This window comes from Candidatus Lokiarchaeota archaeon (assembly GCA_014730275.1).
GTDB lineage: Archaea > Asgardarchaeota > Thorarchaeia > Thorarchaeales > Thorarchaeaceae > WJIL01.
The window spans coordinates 1-24,389 of the sequence record WJIL01000082.1 but is presented as its reverse complement, the minus strand read 5'-3'; the positions used below and the strand labels follow the sequence as shown (position 1 = coordinate 24,389).

The 24,389-nt window shown below is 45.2% G+C and carries 19 protein-coding genes; 11 read left to right on the top strand and 8 right to left on the bottom strand.

Annotated elements, in window-relative coordinates:
* From GF309_09185 to GF309_09140, 10 genes are all read left to right on the top strand, one after another.
* Complete coding sequence (locus tag GF309_09185; protein ID MBD3158947.1) at window positions 1–7,338, top strand: hypothetical protein; 7,338 nt, start codon at window positions 1–3, stop codon at window positions 7,336–7,338.
* Window positions 7,339–7,382: 44 nt separating this feature from the next.
* Complete coding sequence (locus tag GF309_09180; GenBank protein MBD3158946.1) at window positions 7,383–7,601, top strand: hypothetical protein; 219 nt, start codon at window positions 7,383–7,385, stop codon at window positions 7,599–7,601.
* A complete protein-coding gene (locus GF309_09175) occupies window positions 7,601–8,482 on the top strand; it encodes a hypothetical protein (GenBank protein ID MBD3158945.1) in 882 nt (293 codons plus the stop codon). The genes GF309_09180 and GF309_09175 overlap by 1 nt, the downstream gene beginning before the upstream one ends.
* 13 nt (window positions 8,483–8,495) lie before the next feature.
* Window positions 8,496–9,056 carry a hypothetical protein gene (locus tag GF309_09170; GenBank protein MBD3158944.1) on the top strand — a complete coding sequence of 187 codons (561 nt, stop codon included), beginning with the start codon at window positions 8,496–8,498 and terminating at the stop codon, window positions 9,054–9,056.
* A 19-nt stretch (window positions 9,057–9,075) separates the two neighbouring features.
* Window positions 9,076–9,492 carry a hypothetical protein gene (locus GF309_09165; protein ID MBD3158943.1) on the top strand — a complete coding sequence of 139 codons (417 nt, stop codon included), beginning with the start codon at window positions 9,076–9,078 and terminating at the stop codon, window positions 9,490–9,492.
* Between the two features lie 10 nt (window positions 9,493–9,502).
* Window positions 9,503–11,008, top strand: a complete 1,506-nt coding sequence (locus tag GF309_09160) for a hypothetical protein (protein ID MBD3158942.1) — start codon at window positions 9,503–9,505, stop codon at window positions 11,006–11,008.
* Window positions 11,009–11,028: 20 nt separating this feature from the next.
* Window positions 11,029–11,370 (top strand): hypothetical protein, encoded by a 342-nt coding sequence (locus tag GF309_09155; GenBank protein ID MBD3158941.1) that lies wholly within the window; start codon window positions 11,029–11,031, stop codon window positions 11,368–11,370.
* Window positions 11,371–11,415: 45 nt separating this feature from the next.
* The gene (locus GF309_09150) at window positions 11,416–11,736 is read left to right on the top strand and encodes a hypothetical protein (GenBank protein ID MBD3158940.1); all 321 of its coding nucleotides are present in this window, start codon (window positions 11,416–11,418) and stop codon (window positions 11,734–11,736) included.
* An 88-nt stretch (window positions 11,737–11,824) separates the two neighbouring features.
* Window positions 11,825–13,000, top strand: a complete 1,176-nt coding sequence (locus GF309_09145; protein ID MBD3158939.1) for an acyl-CoA dehydrogenase — start codon at window positions 11,825–11,827, stop codon at window positions 12,998–13,000.
* A 95-nt stretch (window positions 13,001–13,095) separates the two neighbouring features.
* Window positions 13,096–13,647, top strand: a complete 552-nt coding sequence (locus tag GF309_09140; protein MBD3158938.1) for a hypothetical protein — start codon at window positions 13,096–13,098, stop codon at window positions 13,645–13,647.
* A 17-nt stretch (window positions 13,648–13,664) separates the two neighbouring features.
* Here GF309_09140 and GF309_09135 read toward each other — a convergent pair whose 3' ends face one another.
* Complete coding sequence (locus tag GF309_09135; GenBank protein MBD3158937.1) at window positions 13,665–15,437, bottom strand: hypothetical protein; 1,773 nt, start codon at window positions 15,435–15,437, stop codon at window positions 13,665–13,667.
* A gap of 89 nt (window positions 15,438–15,526) precedes the next feature.
* On the bottom strand, window positions 15,527–15,859 hold the full coding sequence (locus GF309_09130; GenBank protein ID MBD3158936.1) for a hypothetical protein: 333 nt from the start codon (window positions 15,857–15,859) through the stop codon (window positions 15,527–15,529).
* A 64-nt stretch (window positions 15,860–15,923) separates the two neighbouring features.
* Here GF309_09130 and GF309_09125 point away from each other — a divergent pair, with 64 nt between their 5' ends.
* On the top strand, window positions 15,924–16,826 hold the full coding sequence (locus GF309_09125; GenBank protein MBD3158935.1) for an FAA hydrolase family protein: 903 nt from the start codon (window positions 15,924–15,926) through the stop codon (window positions 16,824–16,826).
* Window positions 16,827–16,880: 54 nt separating this feature from the next.
* Here GF309_09125 and GF309_09120 read toward each other — a convergent pair whose 3' ends face one another.
* From GF309_09120 to GF309_09095, 6 genes are all read right to left on the bottom strand, one after another.
* Entirely contained in the window at window positions 16,881–19,148 is a 2,268-nt protein-coding gene (locus GF309_09120) for a hypothetical protein (GenBank protein ID MBD3158934.1), read from the bottom strand.
* An 80-nt stretch (window positions 19,149–19,228) separates the two neighbouring features.
* A complete protein-coding gene (locus GF309_09115; protein ID MBD3158933.1) occupies window positions 19,229–19,774 on the bottom strand; it encodes a tetratricopeptide repeat protein in 546 nt (181 codons plus the stop codon).
* A 64-nt stretch (window positions 19,775–19,838) separates the two neighbouring features.
* The gene (locus GF309_09110; GenBank protein ID MBD3158932.1) at window positions 19,839–20,495 is read right to left on the bottom strand and encodes a tetratricopeptide repeat protein; all 657 of its coding nucleotides are present in this window, start codon (window positions 20,493–20,495) and stop codon (window positions 19,839–19,841) included.
* Window positions 20,496–20,545: 50 nt separating this feature from the next.
* Entirely contained in the window at window positions 20,546–20,974 is a 429-nt protein-coding gene (locus tag GF309_09105) for a hypothetical protein (GenBank protein ID MBD3158931.1), read from the bottom strand.
* Between the two features lie 138 nt (window positions 20,975–21,112).
* Complete coding sequence (locus tag GF309_09100) at window positions 21,113–21,979, bottom strand: histidinol-phosphatase HisJ family protein (protein MBD3158930.1); 867 nt, start codon at window positions 21,977–21,979, stop codon at window positions 21,113–21,115.
* Window positions 21,979–23,211, bottom strand: a complete 1,233-nt coding sequence (locus GF309_09095; GenBank protein MBD3158929.1) for an MFS transporter — start codon at window positions 23,209–23,211, stop codon at window positions 21,979–21,981. Before GF309_09095 ends, GF309_09100 begins: the two co-directional genes overlap by 1 nt.
* Window positions 23,212–24,389: the final 1,178 nt, after the last annotated feature.

Genomic DNA, 24,389 nt, shown 5'->3' with positions numbered 1-24,389 from the left:
ATGAAGAAGTCAATTCGAATCGCACTACTGGTTTCATTTGTAGCAGTTCTCTTCTTGGTATCCACGACTGCCACTCCCACCTACGACTCTTCGGGGGCAGAGGATCTTTCAAGTGATGATGGTCTAAATATCGTTGAAGGTCCTACCCAGATTGCGGGTGAGCAAGATGAAGCAAGCTGGTGGAATTCCACCTTTCTATATCGTAGATACTATAATATCACAGAACCTGGCATAGGTGATAGACAACTTAGTCCAGTACATCTGTATCTCACGTTCGAAGATGGTCACTGCTATGATGGATCTATCCGTGTGGGATACTACGATGGCGGTTCATGGGAAATGCTACCGTTTCAGACCTGGAATGTCACCTACTACACAGGTACCGATTTTGTGAAGTCTGCTCGAGTGTCCTTCAAGATTAACGTGAGCGAAGGAATGACTGAGAAGAACTACTATGTCTATTATGCAGATGATGATGTTGGTACCGTTGGTTATCCTGATTTCTATCCTTTCACCTATACTACTTACACTTACTCTTTGATTAATCTCGTATCATATTATGATAGCAATAACTACACCGTCGAAATGTGGGACGATTCCGCAGAATCTTGGGACGATCCACAGAATGTAGATACATTGTGGGCGAACAATGATACAACGCCCACGAATGTGCCAACTGGTACACTAGGCAAATACGACGGAATTCGTTATGAACCATCAACTAATACCGATACAGAATTCGTTGGCTTCTACAAAATTCAATCGAACTACCCCTTAGCAGTCTCAGCTGGCAGAGGAAATAAGGGTGTTAGCAACTCTGCTCTCAACGATTGGTTCCCTGGTGTTGATGAACTTGGACAAGGCACAGGCACTCATTTCGTACTTGGAGGTGTTGAGGGCTTTGATAGCAATGATGAAGGAAAATACTGGATTCAAGCCCATCAGAATGATACTGAAGTCAGTGTAATGACAACTTCTGAAAGTCCTGATTCAGGCTGGTATTTCTTCAACAGGACCGAAGTAACCTCGTGGCCAGCCATTTTGGACGCGGGCGAGTACATCATGAAGGGTCGAGTCAATTACAAGACCTACATGGTTGTCAACTCCTCAGCACCAGTTTCTGTCCGAAGCGGAGATCATGATGCTGCCTACTCAAGAGACATCATGGGTCCCTATCCAACAGCTGATGGGAAACTTGCTGGTAGTGAATTCTACACAATCGACATGGGTCACAGTGAAGATAGAACTAGGGTTATCAACATCGGTGATTCTAGTGCCACTATCGATGTCTGGAGGATGACTCATGCATCAGGATGGACCAAAATCGTGGATGGAGCAACGGTATCATCAGGTGCATCTTACCTCATCGGTCATGGAAGCGCCGGAGATGGTTCACCATGGTATGATGGCGATCCTGAAGATATCCTTCACATCAAGGCACGATCCGATGCAGACTTGACTATTGAAGGCATATACATGCCTGACGATGTTAGAGACTATGGAGATTGGTCATCAACAACTGACGGCTACCGTTTTGGTACCGAGTTCAAGGTTCTCGGTGGTCGAGAAATGAAGTTCTTCATCCATGCTGTTGAAAATGCAAACGTTACCATCACTGGTGCAAATAACGCGAATTTCGAGATTCCAGCTGGTGGTGTCGATTTCTTTATGCCACAATCATCATCTTACAGCATGTATAACATCGAGTCAAATGCGACTATTAGCATTTCAAGAGCTGCTCGTTTCGATACAACCTCACCATACGGACCAAACGGGGACCAAGGTTACGGATGGATGGTTCCTTCCTACGGACCTGAAGGCGATGAAAACGCTCTAGCAATCGAGTACGGCGAAGAAATCAAGCTTTTCGAATTTGATATCACAGTCAAAGATCTTGATGGCCTTCCAATTGAAGATGTAACAGTTACGCTGCACAACAGTTCTACCGGTGAGGTCTGGACTGATGATAACGGCCTGAATCGCACAGGAACCACTGATTCCAATGGTCTGATTGTGTTTGAAGGACTCAATAACGCGACCTATGAAATTCGCTCAGAGATTGATGCAGCAAACTGGCTCACCACTTCCTATGACCATGTTTGGATTCGTGATACGTCCAACTATCCGATTACTTCTACTGTTACAAACGTAGAAATCACTCTTGATGTGGCTTCGTTCGATATCTACCTACATGACCTTATGAACGATCCAATGAGTGATAATCCTGACGAGGATACGAATCTACGCCTGAACAATGAAACAGGAAGCTCTACAGATTATATAGCTCAAGGCCAGACGAATTCAACAGGTTGGGTTCATTTCAATAGGGTACCACAAGACGACTACAAGGTCTACGCTCGATATGCTGGATCTTTGGGATGGTCCTACGGATATGACGAGATGGAGTTCTTTGGTAGCTGGTCGATATCGCAAGAGGAATTCAATGGTGGAGGCTTTGAGTACGATTGGACTATACCATTGATTACCTTGGATATCCATGTTACTTCATGGGATGATCTTCCGGTAGAAAATGCCTATGTGAAAGTTAACAACTCCGTGGACCCCTCGCTCTTTCAAATAACCAAGACTACCGATGAGAACGGTGATTATAGCTTTTACCGAATAGCAAATGGCACATGGAACCTAGATGTATGGAAGAATGATGATTATTCCCAAACTCGCGTAGCAAGGAACTATACGGTTGTTCTCGATGATCTGCAGGGATACACGGAGCAGGTTATGGAACTGCCAATTTCCCGGCTTGCTGTAAGAGTACAAACAGGACCTACCACCTATGTTGAAGGCGCTCAAGTGAATGTTACATTGAAAGGCAATGGGCTAATTGCACAAGGAACTACGAATAGCACAGGCCATGTTACCTTCTTCTATATTCATGCAAACATGAGTAATCCATACTATGTGGGTTATAATCTGACCGCTGAATCTGCAGATCAGAAGAACGGCACAACTGACGAAATACTTGCCAAATGTGATTATGATTGGGAGTTTGTCAACATAATATTCCTCCAAACACCAGATTATCCGGATCTTTATACAGAACTCAATTCTACTAAGTATTTCATCAATAAACGGTGGGGAGAAAATGCAACATTCACCGTCGGATACTTCGACCGTGATGGTGCAAACGAGACACATCCAATATCATTTGATAGCAGTACTTGGGTCAATTTCACAATCTACCTAAACGAATTGGAAATTGGTTCTGGAACTTGGAATCAGTCCGGTTATGACTGGGTTGAAAAGATATCAAACATCAACTTCACTGTGACCATTGATACTGACTATTGGCTCATGAATGTCTCAGATACAGCATATAGAATTGAAATGACTGCTAACACGGATTCAATGAACGATCCTACACCAATTTCTGTCTATGTGACTGTACTTTCAGCAAGAACTGCAGGCGGGGCTGAAACAACCCTAATCTCCGAATATTACAGTACCAATTACGAGCACCTGTTCTGGCTTGAAGATACAACGAATGAAGAGAATGTAACAGAATTGACTATTCATACATACTCCGTAAGAGTCGGTACTCTATCAATCCGTAGTGGAAATCTCATAGATAACGGAAATGGCACATATAGTCTACCTAGTGAAGCTTTGACAGGATTACCTGTTGATACCTATCTTCTTGATGTTTTCTTCAATAAACCGAACTACCTCAATCAGACAATACAAGCTGATGTATCGATTCAGAAGCTTCCTATGGAGATTGTGAGTGTGAGCTACTCCAACTATGAGTGGGCGCCCCTCCCTCAGGATTTCACATTTCAATATGTCATTCAATGGAATGGGACTAATCCTCAACTAGACGATCTTGAAGTTGATATAGAATGGATAAATCATGAAACCGGCATCTCGTATATCAATGTCTCAAAAATGCTAGATACTGAAGGCACGGGTGACATTACCTACAGTTTCACCAGAGATATTGTTCCCGTGGGTGAATGGGACGTGCGTATTAGTTGCACAAAAGGCAATTACACAACAGCAACATACATGGATTGGATTACTGTCTCAGAAGCACTGACTACGCTAACCGCAGATGATGCTGGACCAATTTCTGTTGACTGGGCGAGCGAAGCAACTTTTCAAATTGAATTCCTTAGAAATGAAGATAGCACAGGCTTAGAGGAAGCTGATTTCACTCACAATTGGAATGGAACCTTCGATGTTGAGTATGACGGTGGTGGAATCTATCTTATCACGGTTGGCACCACAGTTGAATCTGGTACTTATACCATTGAACTAGATGCAACCCTCGCAAACCACGAATCCAAGTCCATAGACCTGTTTGTAGACATCCTTGTTCCTCTCACAATTGAGACAGAATACGGGTCAACAGAGACTCCCCTTGAGGTGTACTGGACTCGAACCTTTGATCTTGAGATTCGAGTTCTCGACAATTCAAGATTCAATACCTCAATAGATGATGCTTCGGTATCCTACAGCTGGGAATACGGTTTCATTATTGACCAGCAAGGAACTCTTAGTCATGATGTGGAAGGCGTCTATAGCGTCACACTTGATGCTGATGACGCAACACCAATTGACGACTTGTATCCGATAGTAGTTACTGCAGAAAGGCCTGGATCAATGAACACAACGAGAACGGTTTATGTGAGAATCCAGGAAGTACCAAATGAGATTGTACTCGAAAAAGCTATCTTTACACCTTACTACGCTGACGTGTTCAGCGTAAGATACTACTGGAATAACACTCTTGACAATGCTCCAATAGATACACCTAGTGACGTAGTTCTCACTCTTAACCCCCTAGGAATTGACATTACCGAGTATCAAAACTATGGAAATGGTACCTACAGTTTCGAGGTGGACACTCGAACATTAGGAATGAATGTTTTCGAATATACCGGAACATATTCCATTCAAATAGAGATGGATGGTTCGGGCTATCAAAGCCACGATCCTTCATTTGTAGTTGTGGTGATGCAAGAGACTCCTACGGAGCTTGTCGTGGGAGATATTCCCGATGTTGAATGGGAACAGGATCTCATTGTAACTGCCAATCTTACAGATATAGTACACGACGAATTCGTATGGATCAATGCTGTAGTTGAGCTTGTTTACGGTGAAACAGCAATCCCAATGGTATCCCACTCAAATGGAACTTTCTCGGTAACAATCGACACTGAGGAGTACTTCGCTTCTCGACCAGATCCTTACGAGCTAGAAATCGAATATACTATTCCTAACTACGTTGATGGTGTAGTGGATATTGAAATAACTATAGACCCCAGAAGCGCTACAATCATAATGTTGACAGAGGGACTTGATGATGGATTGTACGAAGGTGATTGGACTGATCAAGTCAATATCCAGTTCCAAGTTGGCTTAGTAGGACAGACGGGCACGAAGATTGAGGCTAATGCTACCTATTATTGGACTGGGTTCCAGTCAGTTACAGGGCAATTTAGCTTCAATGCAGGAACTGATGTATACAGTGTTTCATTGAACACAACCAAGGTGCCTGCTGGTGACAGGACACTTCGAATCGTTGTCACTAGGGAGAACTACACGGTCTCACCAGTTGACATAGAAATGACTCTTAATCCACTGGCAGCAGACCTTTCAACTGATACTAGCAGCTTGTTGAAAATCCACACAGTAGAGACAGCGGCTGAAATCTCCTTCGCCCTCACCTATAAAGGAACAACCTTGGAAGATGCAACAATTCAGTTTGACTGGGGTGGTATCCAGAGAACGGCCTCCTTTGTTGAAGGCGAATACGTGTTTGAGTTCAACCCCTCAGTTGAAGGTATCGAGGTACCAAAGACCTACCTACTCAACTTCACGACTCAGATACAGAATTACTCTGTTGATACTGTATCCATTCCTCTCACGATGCTGGCTCCAACAGAATTGACCGGGCCTGCTGTATACATCGAGGAGGACCAGTCAGCAACAGCCTACTTCAGGTACTGGGACACCTATAATGACCGTCCTGTTGATGATGATGCTGATGCGGGCCCATCAGTTAGTGTGTTCTTCCCTGGCGATGAAGATCCTATCCAACCAGAATTTAATGGAACTCACTACTACTTTAGCTTTGAAGCAGCTGACCTTGGTGAGGCTCAGACTGATCCGTACGAGATTAGTCTTACAGCAACGGCTTCAGGGTACCAGAACCACACAGCAACTTCAGGAGACCAGGTTATTACACTAAATGTGTACGTAAGTCCGCCAACCTACAACATTCCTTTGGTTGGTAGGGTTCAGCGAAGCTTGGTCAATCTTGCAGTGATTATGTTTGGTCTTTTCGTCCTTGTTGTTGGTAGCGCAGTTGGTATCCAGCGATGGAGACGCCCACACGCAATCAAGCAGATTGAAAGCGCCATCAGCGATATGGAAGAGAACAAGACCGCCACCGTCGACGACATCAAATCGATGGGTATGGTAGTCTCCGATTTGCTCGCTGCTGGTCTTGCTGAACTCGACATGAAGGCACCTAGAATCGATACGGGCCCAGAAGTCGAGTTTGAGGAAACCCTTGGCGAGGAAGCCGAGGACCTTCTTGGCGAACTTGACGCACTTGATGAGATTAGCGAGGAGGAGCCAGCTCCTGTTGAAGAGGCTCCTGACTACGAAGCCGAGCTTGAAGCCGAGCTTGAAGAAATCGAAGAAGAGGAGGGGCTTTCCATATCCGATATTTCTGGTGTAGGTCCCACTCTTGCGGAGAGACTGGAAGAAGCTGGCTACGGTAGTCTTAGTGCCCTCTCAGAAGCTGATGCAGACACTTTGGCAGATATTGATGGCATAAGCATGAAGAAGGCTGAGGCGATTGTTACCGAAGCCGAGCTATTGGCTGAAGAGCCTACCGAGGAGGACCTTGAAGGCGAGATGGAGCCAGAGGAACCCTCGGAGGAAGAAGTCGAGCCTGAGGAGACCGAAGCTGAAGAGACCGCGGCTGAAGAGGAAGAAGTTGTATCTGAGGAAGAGGCCGAAGCGGAAGCGGAAGAGATTCTCCCCGAAGAAGAGGTAGAGGAGGTCTTGCCTGAAGACGAGGGCGAGGAGAGCCTTCCCGAAGAAGAGGTTGAAGAAATCTTGCCTGAGGAAGATGTCGAAGAGGTGCTTCCAGACGAAGAGATTGAGGAGCCTGAAGAGGCTGAAGCTGAGGCAGAAGAAGCTCCAGATGAAGAAAGTGAAGCTGAAGAGAAGCCGCTGACCAAGCGGGAACTTATTGAACAACTACCTGACTACATCACCGAGTCGATGAGTGAGGACGAAATCAAGAAACTCTCCAAGAAGGAACTTGAGGCTTTAATTGAAGGTAAGGAGGGTTCAGAGGAATAGTAGAACAAGTTAGTCTTGATCTTGTAGAACCACTGGGGATTAGCATGAATCGCGGATGTGACGGAGGAAAACTGTATGTGGGTGACAATGTCATCCTCTCACTTCGTTCCATCGTTCTTCAGCCCAGCAGCAAGGACACACAGATAACCCTCAAATCCTTGCTTGGTAATCTTGGTATCGGGACCTGCTCCAATCCTCTATCCTGTCTCTTGGATTGGGAGCTCGCTTTTGAATGTAAGAACCAAAGGACGTTGATTGGCTAATGATTAGAGAAATCCATGTTTTCAGAGAAGGAAAAAGTCTGTTCGAAGACGTTATAGTTCCGAACAAGGACTTGGATACTTCGGCTGTAATGCAACTTGTTAGTTCTTCAGCCCAGAAGCTGCAGGAATGGAATATCGACAACATGGAAATAGAGCGTTATCGCTATGTCTACATGAACAGCCATGATACACAATTCATCCTTACCATGGACCGACAGGCATCCATTCAGAAGGTACATGAAGCACTCATGAACATGGTTTCGAAATTCATGACTGCCTTTGAGAGAGTCCTTGAAACAGATGAATGGAAATCAACTGATTTCTCTCCATTCCGTGAGGGATTCCGAAACATTGTTGGACGAATACCGGCAAAGGTTTGCCTTGCAGGCCATGGTGGTACTGGAAAGACAACACTTCTCGAGCTAGCTACCTTGCCCTCGCGAGGCCCTCCACAGGATTATGTACCCACATTTTTCGGAGATAAGGCACTTCTAAAGGCCGATTTTGATCCTTACGTCTTTAGCGTCTTTGACCTTGGAGGGCAAGATAGATTCGTCCAGGAATGGGGTAAGATTATTCGTGCAGGGAGCATGATTGTCCTAGTGACAGATTCGACTCCTGACAATATGAAGTGGACGAAACGGGTAGCTTTTCCTGTTCTGAAGAATGAATTGCCTTATGCTCGTATGATTGCAATAGCAAACAAACAGGATCTCAAGGGGGCTTTGTCTCCTCAAGAAGTATCACGACGGCTAGGTGTTCCTGCCTATGGCATGCAAGCTAACCAGCGTGATTTTAGGGAACGATGGCTTACTCTTCTCAAGAATTTGGCTTTTGAAGAGATTGATTTCGCGATAGTATCGGATATTGTGACTGAGTAGGAGTTCATGCACCATGAGTAAGAAAACGAAAAGCATTGTCGACGAAGAAGAACGGAAGAAACTCATTGAAGATATTGGGCGAATGAAAGATACACTTGATAGTTTCAAGTACGGGTTGAACTTCGAGGAATTCGCTGATGAGATTTTCAATACTGTTGATCGACAAACAGCAGCCATCAACAGACTGGATCGTCGCATGAACGAGATACTTACAAGAATGAAACGTCTAGAAGAAAGACTTGACGAGGGAATCCGGGTTACCGTTGCCGGTGTCACAGACAAACCGACTCAAGAAGGGGATGAAAGCAAAGGTGTTGCTATAGAGGAAACGATTACAGCAACTCCCGAGGAAGAGGAACCTGAGATTGATGAATCCCATGCTGAGCTCAAGGAGAAGAAAAAAGAGTTAGAGACGAAAATTGCCAGGTTATTTGAACGGGAGAACGAGCTATCCGAAATGGCCATGAATGATCCAGCTGGTGCAGAGGAATATGAAAAGAAAGCAGCGGTAGCTCGACAGATGCGTGATGATTTAGAAGAGGAACTTGATACGATTAGAGAAAAATTGGATTAACACAACGGCGGAGATAGATATGGGACTTTTTGATTGGGTTAAGCGTAAAGTAAGAGGAAAAGAAGAGAAACCGAAGAAAGGGGACGTACGGAAGAAACCGAAGAAAGCTACTGAGCTTGATAAGGCTGAAGCTGCAAAGGCTGAAATCGAACGAGAAGCCACAGATATGCCCACGTCTGCAGAAGGTGTTCCAGAGGAGCATCGGGACGAGGTGGTTACGTTGGTGGCTGAATATGAGCGCCTTGTCAAACGGCGTGAAGAACTGCAGGCTGAACGAGGAGAGCTAACAGAGAAGCTTGATCGCGGTGAACTTTCGCCTGATGAATTCCGGAAAAAACTGATGTCTAAGATACAAGAGGCTTCTGCAGTTTCAGACAAGATAAAGCGGACTTCATCAAGACTGACACAACTTGGCTATCGTGGAGTATTGCACTGAGAGGTGACCAGTGCTGGCTGACCGTGACAGTGAATCTTGGGATGAATCGGCAGAAGATGTCGAAGAAAAAACTAGGGATCTTATGGGAAAAGCGATGAGTGAGTCCCAAACCACTAGTGACAAGGAATCTGCAAAACAAAGATATACCTCTGATGATATAGCGAATGCGACAGATGCATCTGCTCCAGACAGAGTCGGAGAAACATTTGAGCGTATACAGATACGTATGGAGGATATACTTGGCTCTGTTGAAGATGCTGCTCAGTCTGTTGAACCTGGTATTGATGAGAAAGTCAGTGAAGTAATATCAACGACCAGTAAGCGCCTGAAAGGCGCAGGGCTTGGCGTTTTTGCTACACGTGCAGTCAGTATTGTCCGACAGGAACTACAAGAAGGATTGTCGGGCTCGGCCACAATGGAACCTATCTATCGTTCTATTGGCGAAGGCAAGAGTGAAGTCAGGGATATCATAACAAAAGCGAGCCGTGGTGCTATTCGCGCAATCAATCGTACGACCGGTCAGCTACAGAGCAAACTCTTCAAAATGTATACAAGAGTCCAAGAATTGGAAACAAGTGCTGAGGATTTGAGAAGCCAGGTTAGGGAATGGAGATCTCGAGCTAATGAACTAGAGGATCTTATTCAATCAAAGGAACAGTCCCTCAGCCGGCTTGAATTCCGCATATCACAGATGCAAGAAGACCATCACGAGTTGGAAGCAACATTAGATGAGAAAGATGAAGAGATATCCGCTCTTCGTGGACAACTCAGCGAAGCTAGGTCCCAAATCGAACAGAAAGAGGAGCTTATTGCCTCGCTTGACGCGGCTGAAGAATTAGTCGATGATTATGAAAAGAGAACCAAAGAACTATCTTCAGTTAAAGGTCAGCTAACAGAAATGGAAGAAAAAGTATCTCAAAAAGAGGAACGAATTACCACTCTTGAGGAAGGCTTGCACGAACTTCGAGATGATAATGCGGCCTTGAAGGAAACAATTGATGAGCTGAGTGATAACCTTGCCTCAGTAAGGGGTACAGCGAAAAGCCGCAAGTCAGAAATCGAATCATTGGAAGAACAGCTTCAAGAACTGAGGGCTCGATGGGAAATGCTATATCAAGTTGCTGAGGAAGAACCAGATTTCAAGGCCTATTTCCTTATTGCCGACAAGGAGCATACTTGGTTACCCTTAACGCATCTTTCGAAGGCGCTAGGAATACCTACTGTGAGGCTCCGCCGTGACCTACAGCGATTCGTTGATGTGGGTCTCATTGAACTTGAAGGGGACAAGGTAAGACCCAGAAAGCTCTCAGATGTTGCGGAAGAAGTTGCTGGTGCTGAAGATCGGATTTTTCAGAAGGCTAGGGAATCTATTCTCGGAAGCGTAACAGAAGAGGAAACGGGGGATGATTCTGTTTCTGAGGAACAAACCGAATCTGAGGACGAAACCAAAACCGAAGATGGTACTGCAACTGAAGAATCTGAAGAAGAAACCAATGAAGACAGCGAAATGTCCTAGCATCGAAGGAGACTATTGATTTGACCAGAACACTTGACGAAGTAATGAGATTCCTAGACAACTATACAATGGCATGGCATCATTGGTTGATTCTTCTTTCCCTTTTGAAATTGGGTGGATCTGCTACAAAAAAACAGATTTTTCCCGTTTTCAAGAAGGAAGGTTTCTCACCACACGCCATCGAGGGTATATTCAAGCGGGACCTAGAAGAGCTTGGTGAAGCTGTGGAGGTTGAAGGTGGCTTGGATAATCTAAATGATAGCAGTATGATCTATTTGACAGAAGACAAGAAGTTCCGAGCCTTTCTAAAGAGGAATCTCAAATCCGTTGTTAGAACATTGAAGCAACGAAAAACAAAATAATCAACAAGATATCCATTTATCTCTACTATCAAGGGGATTGGCAGATTGAGAATCAAAGGTTCGGTATGTCCTGTTTGTGACCATTCAGTTGTTCCACCACGTGTCATCTGTCCCAAGTGTGGAGTTGGAAAAACTGAGATGGACCAGGTAACTTTTTCGAATACGGGTACGATTGAATCCTTTACTACATCAAGGATGCCGCCTGAGGGTTTTGCCGATACACTTCTTCTGGCTCTGGTAAGATTGCGCGAGGGCCCTGTCGTTCTATGCTCTGGGCAAGGCAGTTTTTCTGACCAAATTGATATTGGCTCCGATGTGATGATCGAGAAGAATAAAGAGGGACTTCTAACCTTTCGCCCGTCTTGATTCGCTTCACGTGAAAGTCTCAAGATAGAAACCGTTTCTTTGCCAGTTACTAATTTAAGGGAGCACTTGGAACGTTAGTGCTAAGGTTATGCAAATGGGAGTCCACCTTAGCAACGTCCTATGGACGGAGGAAGAGAGAAGTTTTCGAGAAGAAGTACGGAATTTCTGCGAGAAGGAAATCTATCCAAGAGCAAGAGAAATTGACGAGGGCCCCTATCCAAGGGACCTCATCCGCAAGCTTGGCAAGGAAGGGTATATGGGGGTTCATCATGCAGAAGACGTTGGTGGAACCAATAAGGGGCTTTCGTACGAGATTATCGTTGCGGAGGAGATTTCAGCAGCAAATCCCGGAGTAGACATGGCTCGTATGGCTTCCACAACACTCTATGGTATGCCAATTGCCCGATTTGGTACCGATGAGCAGAAGAAAGAATATCTTGTTCCGGTTGTGGCAGGCAAGAAAATCGGTTGCATAGGGATTACAGAACCAAATGTCGGGTCTGATGCTGCCGGTATGGAGACGGTGGCTGAGAAAGATGGCGATGAGTGGGTAATCAATGGAGAAAAACACTACATCACAAATGGTAGTCAAGCGGACTACATGTGCTGTTTTGCCATAACTGACCCCTCTGTTCATCCCAAGAAAGGAATGTCCGCATTCATAGTAGATACATCTACTGACGGTTTCGAGGTAGTTTGCGATCACGATCTTATGGGGATGAAATCCGCACGAGTTTCTCATCTAAAGCTGGATAATGTTCGAGTAGATTCTAGCCTGATGCTTGGAGAACCTGGGCAAGGCTTCACTATTCTTATGGATGAGCTAGATAGCGAACGAACAGCTATTGCTGGTGAAGCTATTGGCTATGGTCGTACACCCTACGAAGTGGCAGTGAAATATTCAGATGAAAGAGAACAATTCGGGCGGAAAATCAGGTTGTTTGAAGGAATCAGTTTCAAGATTGCTGACATGGCGATGAAACTTGAAGCGGGCAGGGCTTTGACTCTTACTGCAGCACGTATGTACGACCAAGGCATGAAGATAACTAAAGAAGCAGCCATAGCTAAGCTATACACCACGGAGGCTGCCATAGAAATAACAAATAGCGCATTGCAGGTTCTAGGTGGTGCAGGATATACCACCGAATATCCCATTGAACGATTTCTCCGTGATGCCAGACTGATGACAATTGGTGGCGGAACTGCAGAGATTCTTCGATTCCTAATACAGCGGGAGGTCTTCAGAGAGAGCCTTGATCAGTAGGCTTGTTTTTCCAACTGTTCTCGTCACTGTAACAAGATATTTGAGGTCCCGCCAGTAAGGTGGGATGAGTTCTAAGTCAACGGAGAAGATACAAGATGGTCAAGGTTGAATATCTAATGGTATACACCGAGGCAGGTCTTCCTATCTATAGCAAGTGCTTTGGGAGCTTCTGCAAGACATCGATGAAGGATCCGGAGCTTTTGACCGGGTTCTTGTCTGCACTTGAGACAATCCCATCCACGATTTCTAAGGATTTGACACTGGATGCTGTGAAGATGGGCCCAACGGACATGCGTTTCACAAAAACTACGCCTGAAGGCCATTCCATTGTCGTCGGCCTATCGAAGGATCGGGAAGATGTTGCACAGCGAGTTTTCGAGGTTGTTCAAGAAGCGTTGCATGAAGAGCAATTCGCTAGCGTTGACTGGACTGCTGTCTCCGGAGATGTGATGAACAGATTCGAAAAGGAACTCGTGGAATCGAGACTACCTGAGGCGATGCACGAGTACGGTGGTTTCAGTGATCAATGTCCTCTTGGGGATCAATGCCCGATGCACACTAATGCTGGCATGTCAAGGACTCAAAGAATCTGGGGTGCAATAAAGAACAAGTACCGCAGTCTGAAGAAAAAGATGGCCGGCGAGTAACCGGCCTTTTGGTCATATTACTCTATGGAGAACGCAGTAATTCTCTGTTGTTCTCCGACTATGTTGATGGTGGCCACGAAGGAATCTCCGACATCCGCATTGAGTAATGCATACCAAGAATCTAGATCCATCCAATCTTTTGTACCTTCAATCCATGCATAGGTTGAGTTTGATGTACCCAATACAATATGAGTATCGCCATCTTGAACGTATTGTGTCCTGTTCATGATTGTTGCAGTTAAGTTGAACATTCCCTGCGATTCTTCTTCTACAGTCCCGCCCATAGCGTCGATATATCCTTCTCTGGCAGCTTGGACCAAACCCTCACCCACAGTCGACCCGCCTGATAATTGGAGATATGATTTTGTTTCTTCTGCAGCATCAACTAGGGCCAGTGCATGAAGCCTGATGTCTGAGACCTGCCATTCATCATCGTCGTAATAACCATCCGCCCAATATATCGGGCAGTACCAGGCGTACCGAGTCTCGGTTTCGTTGATTTGAACTGGATAGATTAACGGCATGGCACCGAAGTAATCTCCAGAAGATGGTTCCTGCAGACTCTTGATAATTTCATTAACTGCTGCTACTCCGCTTATGAAACCCTCCTCACGCAAATCATGGAGATAAATCCCATCAGGAGTTGCTCTAAATACTCCGCTCAAGGACAAGTCAGAAGCGCTTGGCGGATTAACAGCAACAAAACCTTCCACTCGATTGGTTGACGGATTGACTATGTAGCGGGTATCCTCGGTCATTTCCAGTCTATCATTTGAAGGCGGTATAGCCCAAAGGAACCCTCCGGCAAAGAGATCAAAACCATCACCACGTCTGTATCCTCCCCATCGCCCTATTTGTCTTTCAAGCCATTCCTCGCTGTAAGCCTGAGTCACCCAGCTAGGGGTTTCCTCAACCGATGGATATGCAATGACTGTGCCGTTCTCGAAGTAAAGCTTTGGCCCCAATGGCCGTTCTACAAAGTCCCAGCCCAGTTGTGTTCGCGTCTGGATGTACACCAAATCCCCGTTGGGCGACCAGGTGGGGTAGCTGTATTCGTAAGCTTGCGTCATGTCATTCATATAGTTGCCAAAGCGGATTGCTTTATCCCAGAACAAACCTTCACCAACAGGAAGGCTAACATCTGTTATCAATTCGACCTCCGAAGGACTATTGGCATCGACAACTATCAAAGCCTTGATCTGATTCTCTGCTAAAACGTTTGTAGGAACAACCACGCACACCCATACTAGGCGCCCATCCTTTGTGGTTATATGAGCAGCGGATATCTCAACTTCCGATCCTATGGTTGCTAAGTACTGGCTTGCAACAAATCTTGCATATTGGCTTGTGACAAGTCTGACCATATTGTCCGGAATCGGATCTGAAAACAATGGCTCATCAGTCTCAACAATTAGTTCATCGAAGGACTCTGCATTAGAAACATCTGAAGTCCATGAGATGACGCCGGCAAAACCGGGTGTGATCATAAGAAAGATGATGGCGAGGCAAATAGTTGGTGCTTTCCCTTCCTGTATCATGTATTTGATGTTTCCAGGACGAAGACCACTAGCGACCAAGAATAGAAGGCTCACACTTGGAAGGAGAAACAAAACAGCCCAGGGCAAGACGAGTTGTAGGAATATGGTACTGATTACCCATGCAACTGTACCCCACACTATGCGAAGCGGAAGCCACCGTATCAGCATGCGAAATTGAAACATCTCACTGCTAAGCGATAGTGGGATGGCATGTACTATCAACGATATAACAAGAAAGACCATAATGTTCATGAAATTAGCTCCTAGGTGACGCTTGTCGCTTGAATTGCGATATCTGCTTATAGTGTTTTCTTACCAATTCTCTTCTGGATCCAGCTAGTTCAATAATTGCCAAGCCATCCGAGATCATTTCCCTTGTCATCCAAGAGATTGACAAGAGTGTCGACTCTTTCACCATCTACATATCGGTTCTTGCATCGAATGGTGAATGGTCTATCGCATTTCTTACATTTGACAAGCCAATCCTCTATGACTATTTCCACACTATGCCCCGTGATTTCCTCTGGTTCCTTGCTAACATCTAGCAATTCCAGTTCGTCTCCATCACAAGCATATGTACACTCTTTGAGTGGGATAGCTTCCATGCCACGACGACCTAACGGCACGAAAACTTCATCAGGAATCTCGTCCAGCGAGCGATTTTTCTTCCCCAAAATACACACCGGTTCATTTCTGTCTACCAGTACGGATAAATGAAGCTGTCGTTCTCACTACCTCATGAGGCTTGTGACTTTCTCCCAAAGTGGTGCTTTTTCAATCGGATTGGAGCTAGATGACGGCATTCTAGATTTGCCTATGGCTGCCTCTCTTATTGACGATGATAATCAGCTTACAGATGAACAATTCCCGAGCAAGATGATTGACTTGCTGAAGATGGACTCTGGGGTTGAAAAAGTTCGTGAAATAGAACGAAGATATGATGAACTTGCTGAAGGGGAAAGACCCACTCTGATTTCTTGGGATGACATAGAATATCGAGCCCCCATAGACAGACCTGGAAAAATTGTTGCTCTCGGGCTCAATTACAAGGATCATATCGAAGAGACGGGGCGAGAGGTTCCCGATTTTCCAGTTATATTCGCCAAGTTTCCTTCAAGTGTCGTTAATCCAGATGAGGAGATTCCTATACCTCAAGTCACGACCCAGCTCGACTGGGAAGTAGAGATGGGAATCGTGATTGGAACGAATTGTAAGAATGTCACTGAAGACGATGCACTCGATTACGTTGCGGGGTATACCATAATCAACGATTTGAGTGCCCGGGATTTGCAGAACGATGATGGACAGTGGATTCGAGGCAAGTCCTTGGACGGCCTTTGTCCGATGGGTCCATGTATCGTTACCACGGAAGAGCTTGGTAAAGCAGACAATCTTGAGATGTACACCAAGGTAAATGGGATTACGAAGCAGGAATCAACCACTGCAAATCTGCTCTTTAGTGTGCCGGAGATTGTATCCTATCTCTCGAAGTCTTTTACTCTGGAAGCTGGAGATGTTATTGCTACTGGAACGCCTTCTGGTGTTGGTTTTGCGCGTGATCCACCGGAGTTCTTGGAGCCGGGTGACGAAGTAGAGCTCTACATTGAAGGCATAGGCAAGCTAAGGAATAGGATAATCTAGAGTAACGCGGACTAAGAAGCTATCTGGCCAGATAGATGAGCAATGAATTCCTCACTACTCTGAAAACACGACCTTGACTTCATCATCCTCCTTGAATCGTTTTCGTATGCTTCCGACATTAGGAGAATGCTTTTTGTGGGTATGGATTTCGCCATTAACAGAGACTTGCTGGATGTTCCATGCTTCTGAGAAGTAGAAGTAGATGCCTTCTGGGTGGTTAGTTGCCTTGCAAACCACCAACGTCAGCTCATTTGAGCCTTCATCCCATCTTTCGCTTTGGATATCACAGGCTCCTTGAGTGAAATGGATACTTGTAGATAGAAGACAGGGCCTGTCCTTTGCTGGTCGTATGCTGTAGAGTTTACAAACATGCGGCTCAAGATCGGATACTACAATACCGTCATTGACTTCATCAACGTACTTCTCATCCCAAAAATCAAAGATATGATGACTCTCTCCTTGGTCTAGGCCTAGGTCTGCAAGCTTAACCTCAACGTCGATAGGCTCCTCACCAAGGTTGAAAAGTCCAAGAACAACCCACTCCCCGGTTTCATTTTCTACAGGGAGAAAGAATATACTTGGTTCTGGGTTGGTCAATGAATCAGGAGATAGGGCTCCTTCCGGATACACTGGCAGTAACTTGTCAACAAGCCAAAGCCTCTCCTCTGAAACCTCCATCATGCGATCGCTGAGAAGGAAAGCCCCTCCACTGAGGGCAATAACCGATGCCCATAGTCTGACTTCGTCAAGCGTTAGCTCATTATCTTCCTGCCTTACTAACAAGCAATCAGGATCATTTGTCCACCAGCGGTTATGCAGGGGTGCCCTGGTCATCGTATTGACAGCACATTCGTATACACCTCCGCCCCAATCCAGCCTCCACGATGTGGCAATATCCGTTCCAATCCGCATAGCATCAGTTATTCCTATACAGGGCCCGAGGGGCGCACCACAACCTAGAATTAGATCATTCCCGACACTGTCTCGGATTGCCTCGATTCCGTTACGAAATGCCTCAGCTCTGGTAATTGATTCATCGAATCTCTTTGCTTCTTCAGTGGCATGATATAGAAAATCAATCTTGAAGTACTCATAACCCAATGATTTCAGATGCTTGAACAGTGATTTGATGTGCTTAATGACCTCGGGATTTGAAAGGTCCAACGCATAGTATTCCCCAAGCCATAACGGATTGTTATCAATGACTTTTGGTTCATCCCCTTCTTCGGCAAGAAACCAATCTGGATGCTCCTTAAAGAGCTCAGAATGCTCAGTAGCAATGAATGGCGCTGTCCAAATACCGGCCTTAAAGCCTTTCTTCTCGATTTCTTCAACGAGATAATCCAAGCCTCTGGGGAATCTATCGTTTGATTCCCAGTCTCCTACAGCCTTTTGGTAACCATCGTCAAGTTGAATCCATTTGACAGATTCTGGGAATCTTTTGTGGAGGAATCGTGTGTTTTCTAGGATTTCTTCTTCGTCTGGCATAGTGTAATAGAAATACCAGCTGCACCATCCTGCTGGAACTTCATCGCATAGAATGGCATCCATTCGTCTGGCTGTGAGGTCTGCATATTGTGTCAGTGCTTTCACTCCGTCGGCTGAAATAATGACCGTCATTTCTTCAGATACAACACTCTTCCCGGGTGCCAATGAGATACCATCAAGAGCACAGGTTGTTGTCACCCTATCCAGTTGTTCTCCCTCTGTTTCATATGAGACTGTAGTGAGTTGCCGGTCCATCGTCGAGAAACCAAAAAGAATATTCGAGTTATCGACTTCGTTTGTTAGAACAGAGTAGAAGTGACTGATATTCGATTCTCCCTTAAGTGGCTGAGCTCGACTCAGTTCCCACGAATGAAAACCGTTTTGGAAGTATATGAGATTCTCCAAATCCTCTCCTATTAAGATGGGAGACTTTGTCCATAGTGGAGAAATAGATTCAAGTTTCAATGGCTGTTGGCCTTTGTTGATCAATTGCACGGTGAATGTGAATCCGGCCAGTTCTTTCATTGCAATTACTTTGAACCGTATGTCATGTGACGCCTTTGGATCCTGAAGAGAAAGAATAAGGACCTTGTCTACCTGATTCTTATTGGTTATAGCAAGGGTGTCCATAGAAACGTACTTGAGGTCGGATGAATTGATTGTCCTAACCCCTAGACATATCTGGAACTGACAATCCTTGAGATACTCTCCTCCCTTGGAATCAAGAAGGCTAAAGGAACCACTTTGTATATCCCATTCAAAGGCAATGTCTTCGGTGCTCAGCGAAACCTTCTTTTCGGATACATCGACTCTGCTCCACTCTTTTGAATCCAATTTCTCTACTCCTCTATTCGATGTGTTGTATAACCCTTGATATGCTTTGCTTGACAGCGTTGAATGTTCCCGTGTCTTTGCTATCCCAGCTTTTCTGCTCTGTTCCTTGCTTCTTCTGCCTCTTCATATTCGAAAAGGCGTTTATGTGCCAAAGCGAGCAATTCCCAAACTTCCTTATCATCAGGTTGCATGTCGAGATAGTGCTTACAGTATTCCTTCACTTTCTCCCAGTTATCTTTCCGTTCATGGCAGCGGGCTGCATAGTACAGGGCCCTTTTATGATCCATGTCGGGTTCAAGAAGCTCGTTGAATTCTGCTAGGGCTTTGTCCCATTCCTCTTCTTCATAATGGGTCATTGCTTTGTCAAATTGAAGTTCCATCTCGTGATATTCAGGCATCTTTGTGAGTAATCTCGTAATCATTCCTGATGTCACACAACACACAAGCACCGTGGATAGCATGATGCTTAGGCCAAGTATAACTCCCGGGTTGGGTGCTGAATCCCCTAGGAATCCCTGACCGGAAAGCCAAGCTATTGTGATTCCTCCAAAGAAAACAGCTGCAGCAGCTGCTAGAGACCCTCGTGTCCATGTTTTGTCCAAGATGCCTTGCTTGTTTTTTCCCAATTTGCGCACCTACCGAGATTCTGTTCCCATCGTTAATACTCTTTTGAACAACGTCTATTCTATGTTAATCGTCTTCGCTGCCGCCATTTGTGGCATCTAACAGCTCAGAATCCTTCTTTTCTTTCTTGTATTTCTCGTGATGCTCTTCAGCTTCAAGTCTGTCTCTTGCAACTGGTAACCATTGATTCACATGTGATGCGAGTGAAGGGTCAAGCTGCATTGCTGTTTCTGCATATGCAATTGCATGTTCATCTTCATGTTCAATGAAATGAGCATTGGCCTTGTTGTAGAGAGCTTCAGCATAATTAGGACGTAGGGCTACAGCTTTGGTGTATGCTTCAATTGCTTTCTGCCCCTCTGTCAATCTTGAATATGTATTCCCCAGATTGTTCCATGCTTCTGCGTCATCTGGATCGAGTTCCAGGGCCTTTTCGTAGCATTCCTTGGCTTTTTCGAAGTCCCCCAGTTCATATAGCACATTACCCTTGTTGAACCAGATTTCAAATATCTGATTGTCAATAGCAAGAGCTTCATCGTACGCTTCTTCTGCTTCATCAAGCTTGCCGTCCCTGGCCAGTGCAATGCCAAGATTATACCATCCTTCTAACGAATCTGGATGCTCTTCAACCAAATCTCGCAGGAGGTTGATTGCCTTCTCATATAGTTCTGAGTTGATAAGGCTGACAGCTTCTGCGAGTTGATCCTCTATCTCTTCATTCAATCGCGAATCATCTCTTTGCTAATCGCCGATTTCTGCTGAATAATTCTGCTTTACTCCGGAGTGCTAGCAGACTGACGTCCAGCAATAGTGAGTATGATACCAATCCAGCCAATGGACTGCGCAACGATTAACAGGAAGTCTATCACAACATTAAGCCCAGCGAAGTAGAGCATCTTGCCTAGGTCAATGAGCACTCCAATTAATGACGTCCCGGCGGCGATTCCCACAATGAATTTGCCTGTTCCGACTCTCTCGGTAGTTAGCAGATACCCTCCGATAATCACACCAATCCCACCGAGACCTGCTATGTATGTCAATACATTCAGAAGGATGTCAACCAGCCACATAATCTCCTGTAGCTCTGGTACTGCGTGCAGTTGTTCAAGCATGGCGAAATAGCCTATGCTACCTGTTGCACTTGTAATGATGAGAAGTAACCCACCAAGGAGACATAGAAGAAAAGATTTCTTGTTTTCCATAGGATAACCTCACTGTTAAACAGTTACGGCGTCCTTTTTGGCTTTGTCCTTCGATTGATGGAGTTATGTTGATTGGTCATTTACAGCTATTTACTGTGATTCACGAGGGAAATTTGTCTGTGAATCAAGTACATGTGTCTATTTAATCTGAATACCGACAGGTTTTCGCTTTCTAAACAACGTGACTTCTTCATATCCTATTTCTTTGAGCATTTCAAGCGCAGTGGAAATCTCATATCCCACATGCTGGGGAGTATGTGCATCTGATCCTACTGTTACGATATCAATACCCTCTTCGTGTAGATGCGCAACCATATCTCTGACAGGCATAGTTTCAGAAAGACCAGTTCTTAATGATGAAGTATTGATTTCAAAACCTACTCCTCCATTACGCATAGCATTTGCGAGTTCAGAAACATGATTCTTCCAAATGCTCCGAATATCTTCATTGTAGAAATTCCCCCCGTACCGCCGATAGATATCGATGTGTGCAACGATGTCGAAGTAACCTGATTCAATACATTCCACAAGTGTCCGATAGTATACATTAGCAAGCTCATTGATTGAATGGTTCTGAAACAAGTCCATTGCTTCATCTTCCAAGGAAAGTGCCTTGTGCTCCAAGAGATGTACTGCGCCTAGAACGTAGTCCCAGTCGACTCGGAAGAAGCTTTTGGGAAGATGCCCATGAAAGCCAGGATAATAATCCACTTCGACACCTAAACAAACCTCTAAGTCTCTATGCTCATAGGATCGCGCTGCATCTCTAATTGCGGCCACGTATGGCTGAAGCCATGCATCTTCAGTTGTCGGTATCTTCTCCTTCCCAACTTTGACCATTCCATCCTTTCTGTAGGGATCTGTGTCTACATGAGTTGTAAAACAGATGTGTCGGAGCCCTTTCTCAATAGCTGCTTCACAGAAACTCTCAACGGTACCTTGCGCATCAATTGAGAAATTAGGATGGATGTGATAATCTAACATTTGCTGAAATTCCTTAATCATTATGCAGTCTCAGCTCTTGATTCCAAGGCTCCTGTTGCCTTTACAGATGGTTTCTTGAGATCGCGGAGAAACAGCGCAACAATTGTAGCCAAGGTTGTCGCTATGACTAGGTATGTGATTGATGCGGGTAGACCGTAGAGATCCCCAATGATGCCAAATATGATGGGTGATATCGCACCCGGGATCGCGCCCAATGAGAAAAGGAGTCCGAATGCCAAACCTTGTGTATCTTCCGGACTGACCTCTGTTAGGAATGCGGTATTAGGAGGAACACCGAAGTAATACGCAAAGCCAAGCACAATCAACACCACTATCAGCATGATTGGGCTGAGCGTCAGATTCAAGCTGAAAATAGCCACTGCTGAAACTCCCGTAGAAAACATCATGAAAATAGCTCTCTTTCCTGTTCTGTCGGATAGTGGCCCCGCAATCAGCTCAGCAAAAATGCCAGAAGTCAACATGACTGTAGTCAGTGAACCCGCCCATAGTGGCTCGTAACCGTAGGTCTCTACTAGATACAAAGGCATCAGAAGAGTTGTACATCTGAAGGCCATGCCCCGAAGGGCCATATAGAAGATACCCAGAACGAATCCCTTAGTCCACCCCTTTGTACCTGTCTTCTTGTTTTCTTTAGTGAACTCTTCTACTGTGTTTCTTCTCGAATACCGCATCAGGAAAATGACGGGGATTCCTGTTATGATGCCAATACTTCCCAAAAGGCCCAGCGATTCTCTCCAGCCCCCTAGATAAACAAGCAGTGTTACTCCCAACAAAGGTATGAGTGCCATTCCAATCAAGCCACCTATTGCTTGAATACCTGTTGCTTGAGCGCGCGTGTCATCCGGGAAATTCTCTGTAAGAGCTGGAAAGGCACTTGGGTGATACCCCGATGCTGCAAGTCCCAACAGTACTTGGGTAAGAGCCAGCATGAGGAAACCAACAGAGATGCTTGTCAGTAGAATCGTGAATGCTGTCAACAACACGCTGGCAGGGATAAAAATGTCTCGCCAACCTCTGTCGCCCAAGTATCCCACTCCAAGATGTGCTGTTGTCATTGTTACGACTGACGCGCTTGTTACAATGCCCACCTCCGTCAGATTAAGTGAAAGCTCATCTCGAATAACGGGTAGAAACGGGGAGAGAACACCAGTATAAAGATGGTTGAAAAAATGGGCCAGAACACAGGCAAATAGAACGGCGTAGGATCCCTTCGTAACCCGTTTCAACGTCATAGTCTCCTACTAGGCTTGGATTGCATCCAAGAGTTAAATCTGGTGATAGCATATGTCTATGTTTTGTTTTTCTCCTATGTAGGATTCTACAAATGATGTAAATCCCATCCGGATATACCTAAAGAAAAAGCAGGAATTGGATTTTCAGCTGGCGGCCCAAGAAAACCTCAAGCCACCAGCACATCCGTTTCGACTCGGTATTTTTTTGGTACCTAAAATTACGCACGCGCCCTTTTAAGTCTGAAAGACAAAGCAATCAAGGTGTGTTATCAAACACCTTGCGTTTCTTCTTTCATATTTGGTTGGTGATCCACGATACAATGCCAAGTGCGAGCACACCATTGCTGGATGATTGATATTCACCAGCAAGAGCCCAGTTGTCTATGAAGAAGTTGGTGCCTGTAACTACAACTCTTCCATTTGCCCCCATCTCTCGGATTCCAAGAACGGGACTTCCGAAGTAATCCGCCAATATGGTAGCTTCAGCTGGAGCATTTACCCTAGCTCCTTCATAATCAAAACTCATTACCCCATCAGTGATCGGATGGCTCTGAATACTAGTTATGAGCGCAGTTTCACCCGAATGATCTATGGCTGAAAAGCTGAGGCTGAAACCAGTCCAATTCAGAAATTCATTCACTGACTCAACATCTGTACTTGAATTGGAGAGGGTAGCGACAAATATTCCTCCACCTGAATCAACATAGCCCTCATACGCCTGAATTTCACTGCTGGTGAATGGAAGCGAGAACGGCTCAGGAGTTGAGGGAATTGTCTGGTTTATATCCCATACACAGGGGTCCAGAACGAGTATTCCATCGAACAGCGCCAGATAACCCTCGGTGATTTTGGAGCGGTCTCTGATTTCCTGAACAGAATAGCCGTTGGCGGTGAGATACTCATACAATTCTCTGAACTGGCCATAATACGTGTCTATGTCCCATGCACTATGAGATATGTCAAAAGCAACTCGTGCTATTGGCTCACTGGCTGTGAACGATAAACTGAGACTTGTTGAACCGAATTCAGTAGAATTGAAGAGAATGTCTGCTGAATATGTTGTACCTCCGGATTCAGGAACATGGATTGAAATAGGAACCAATCGGGTTTGATTGATTGTTATTTGGGATTCAATCTGAAATACCTCGGGCGTGGCTGTCGATTCAGTAACTTGGTAT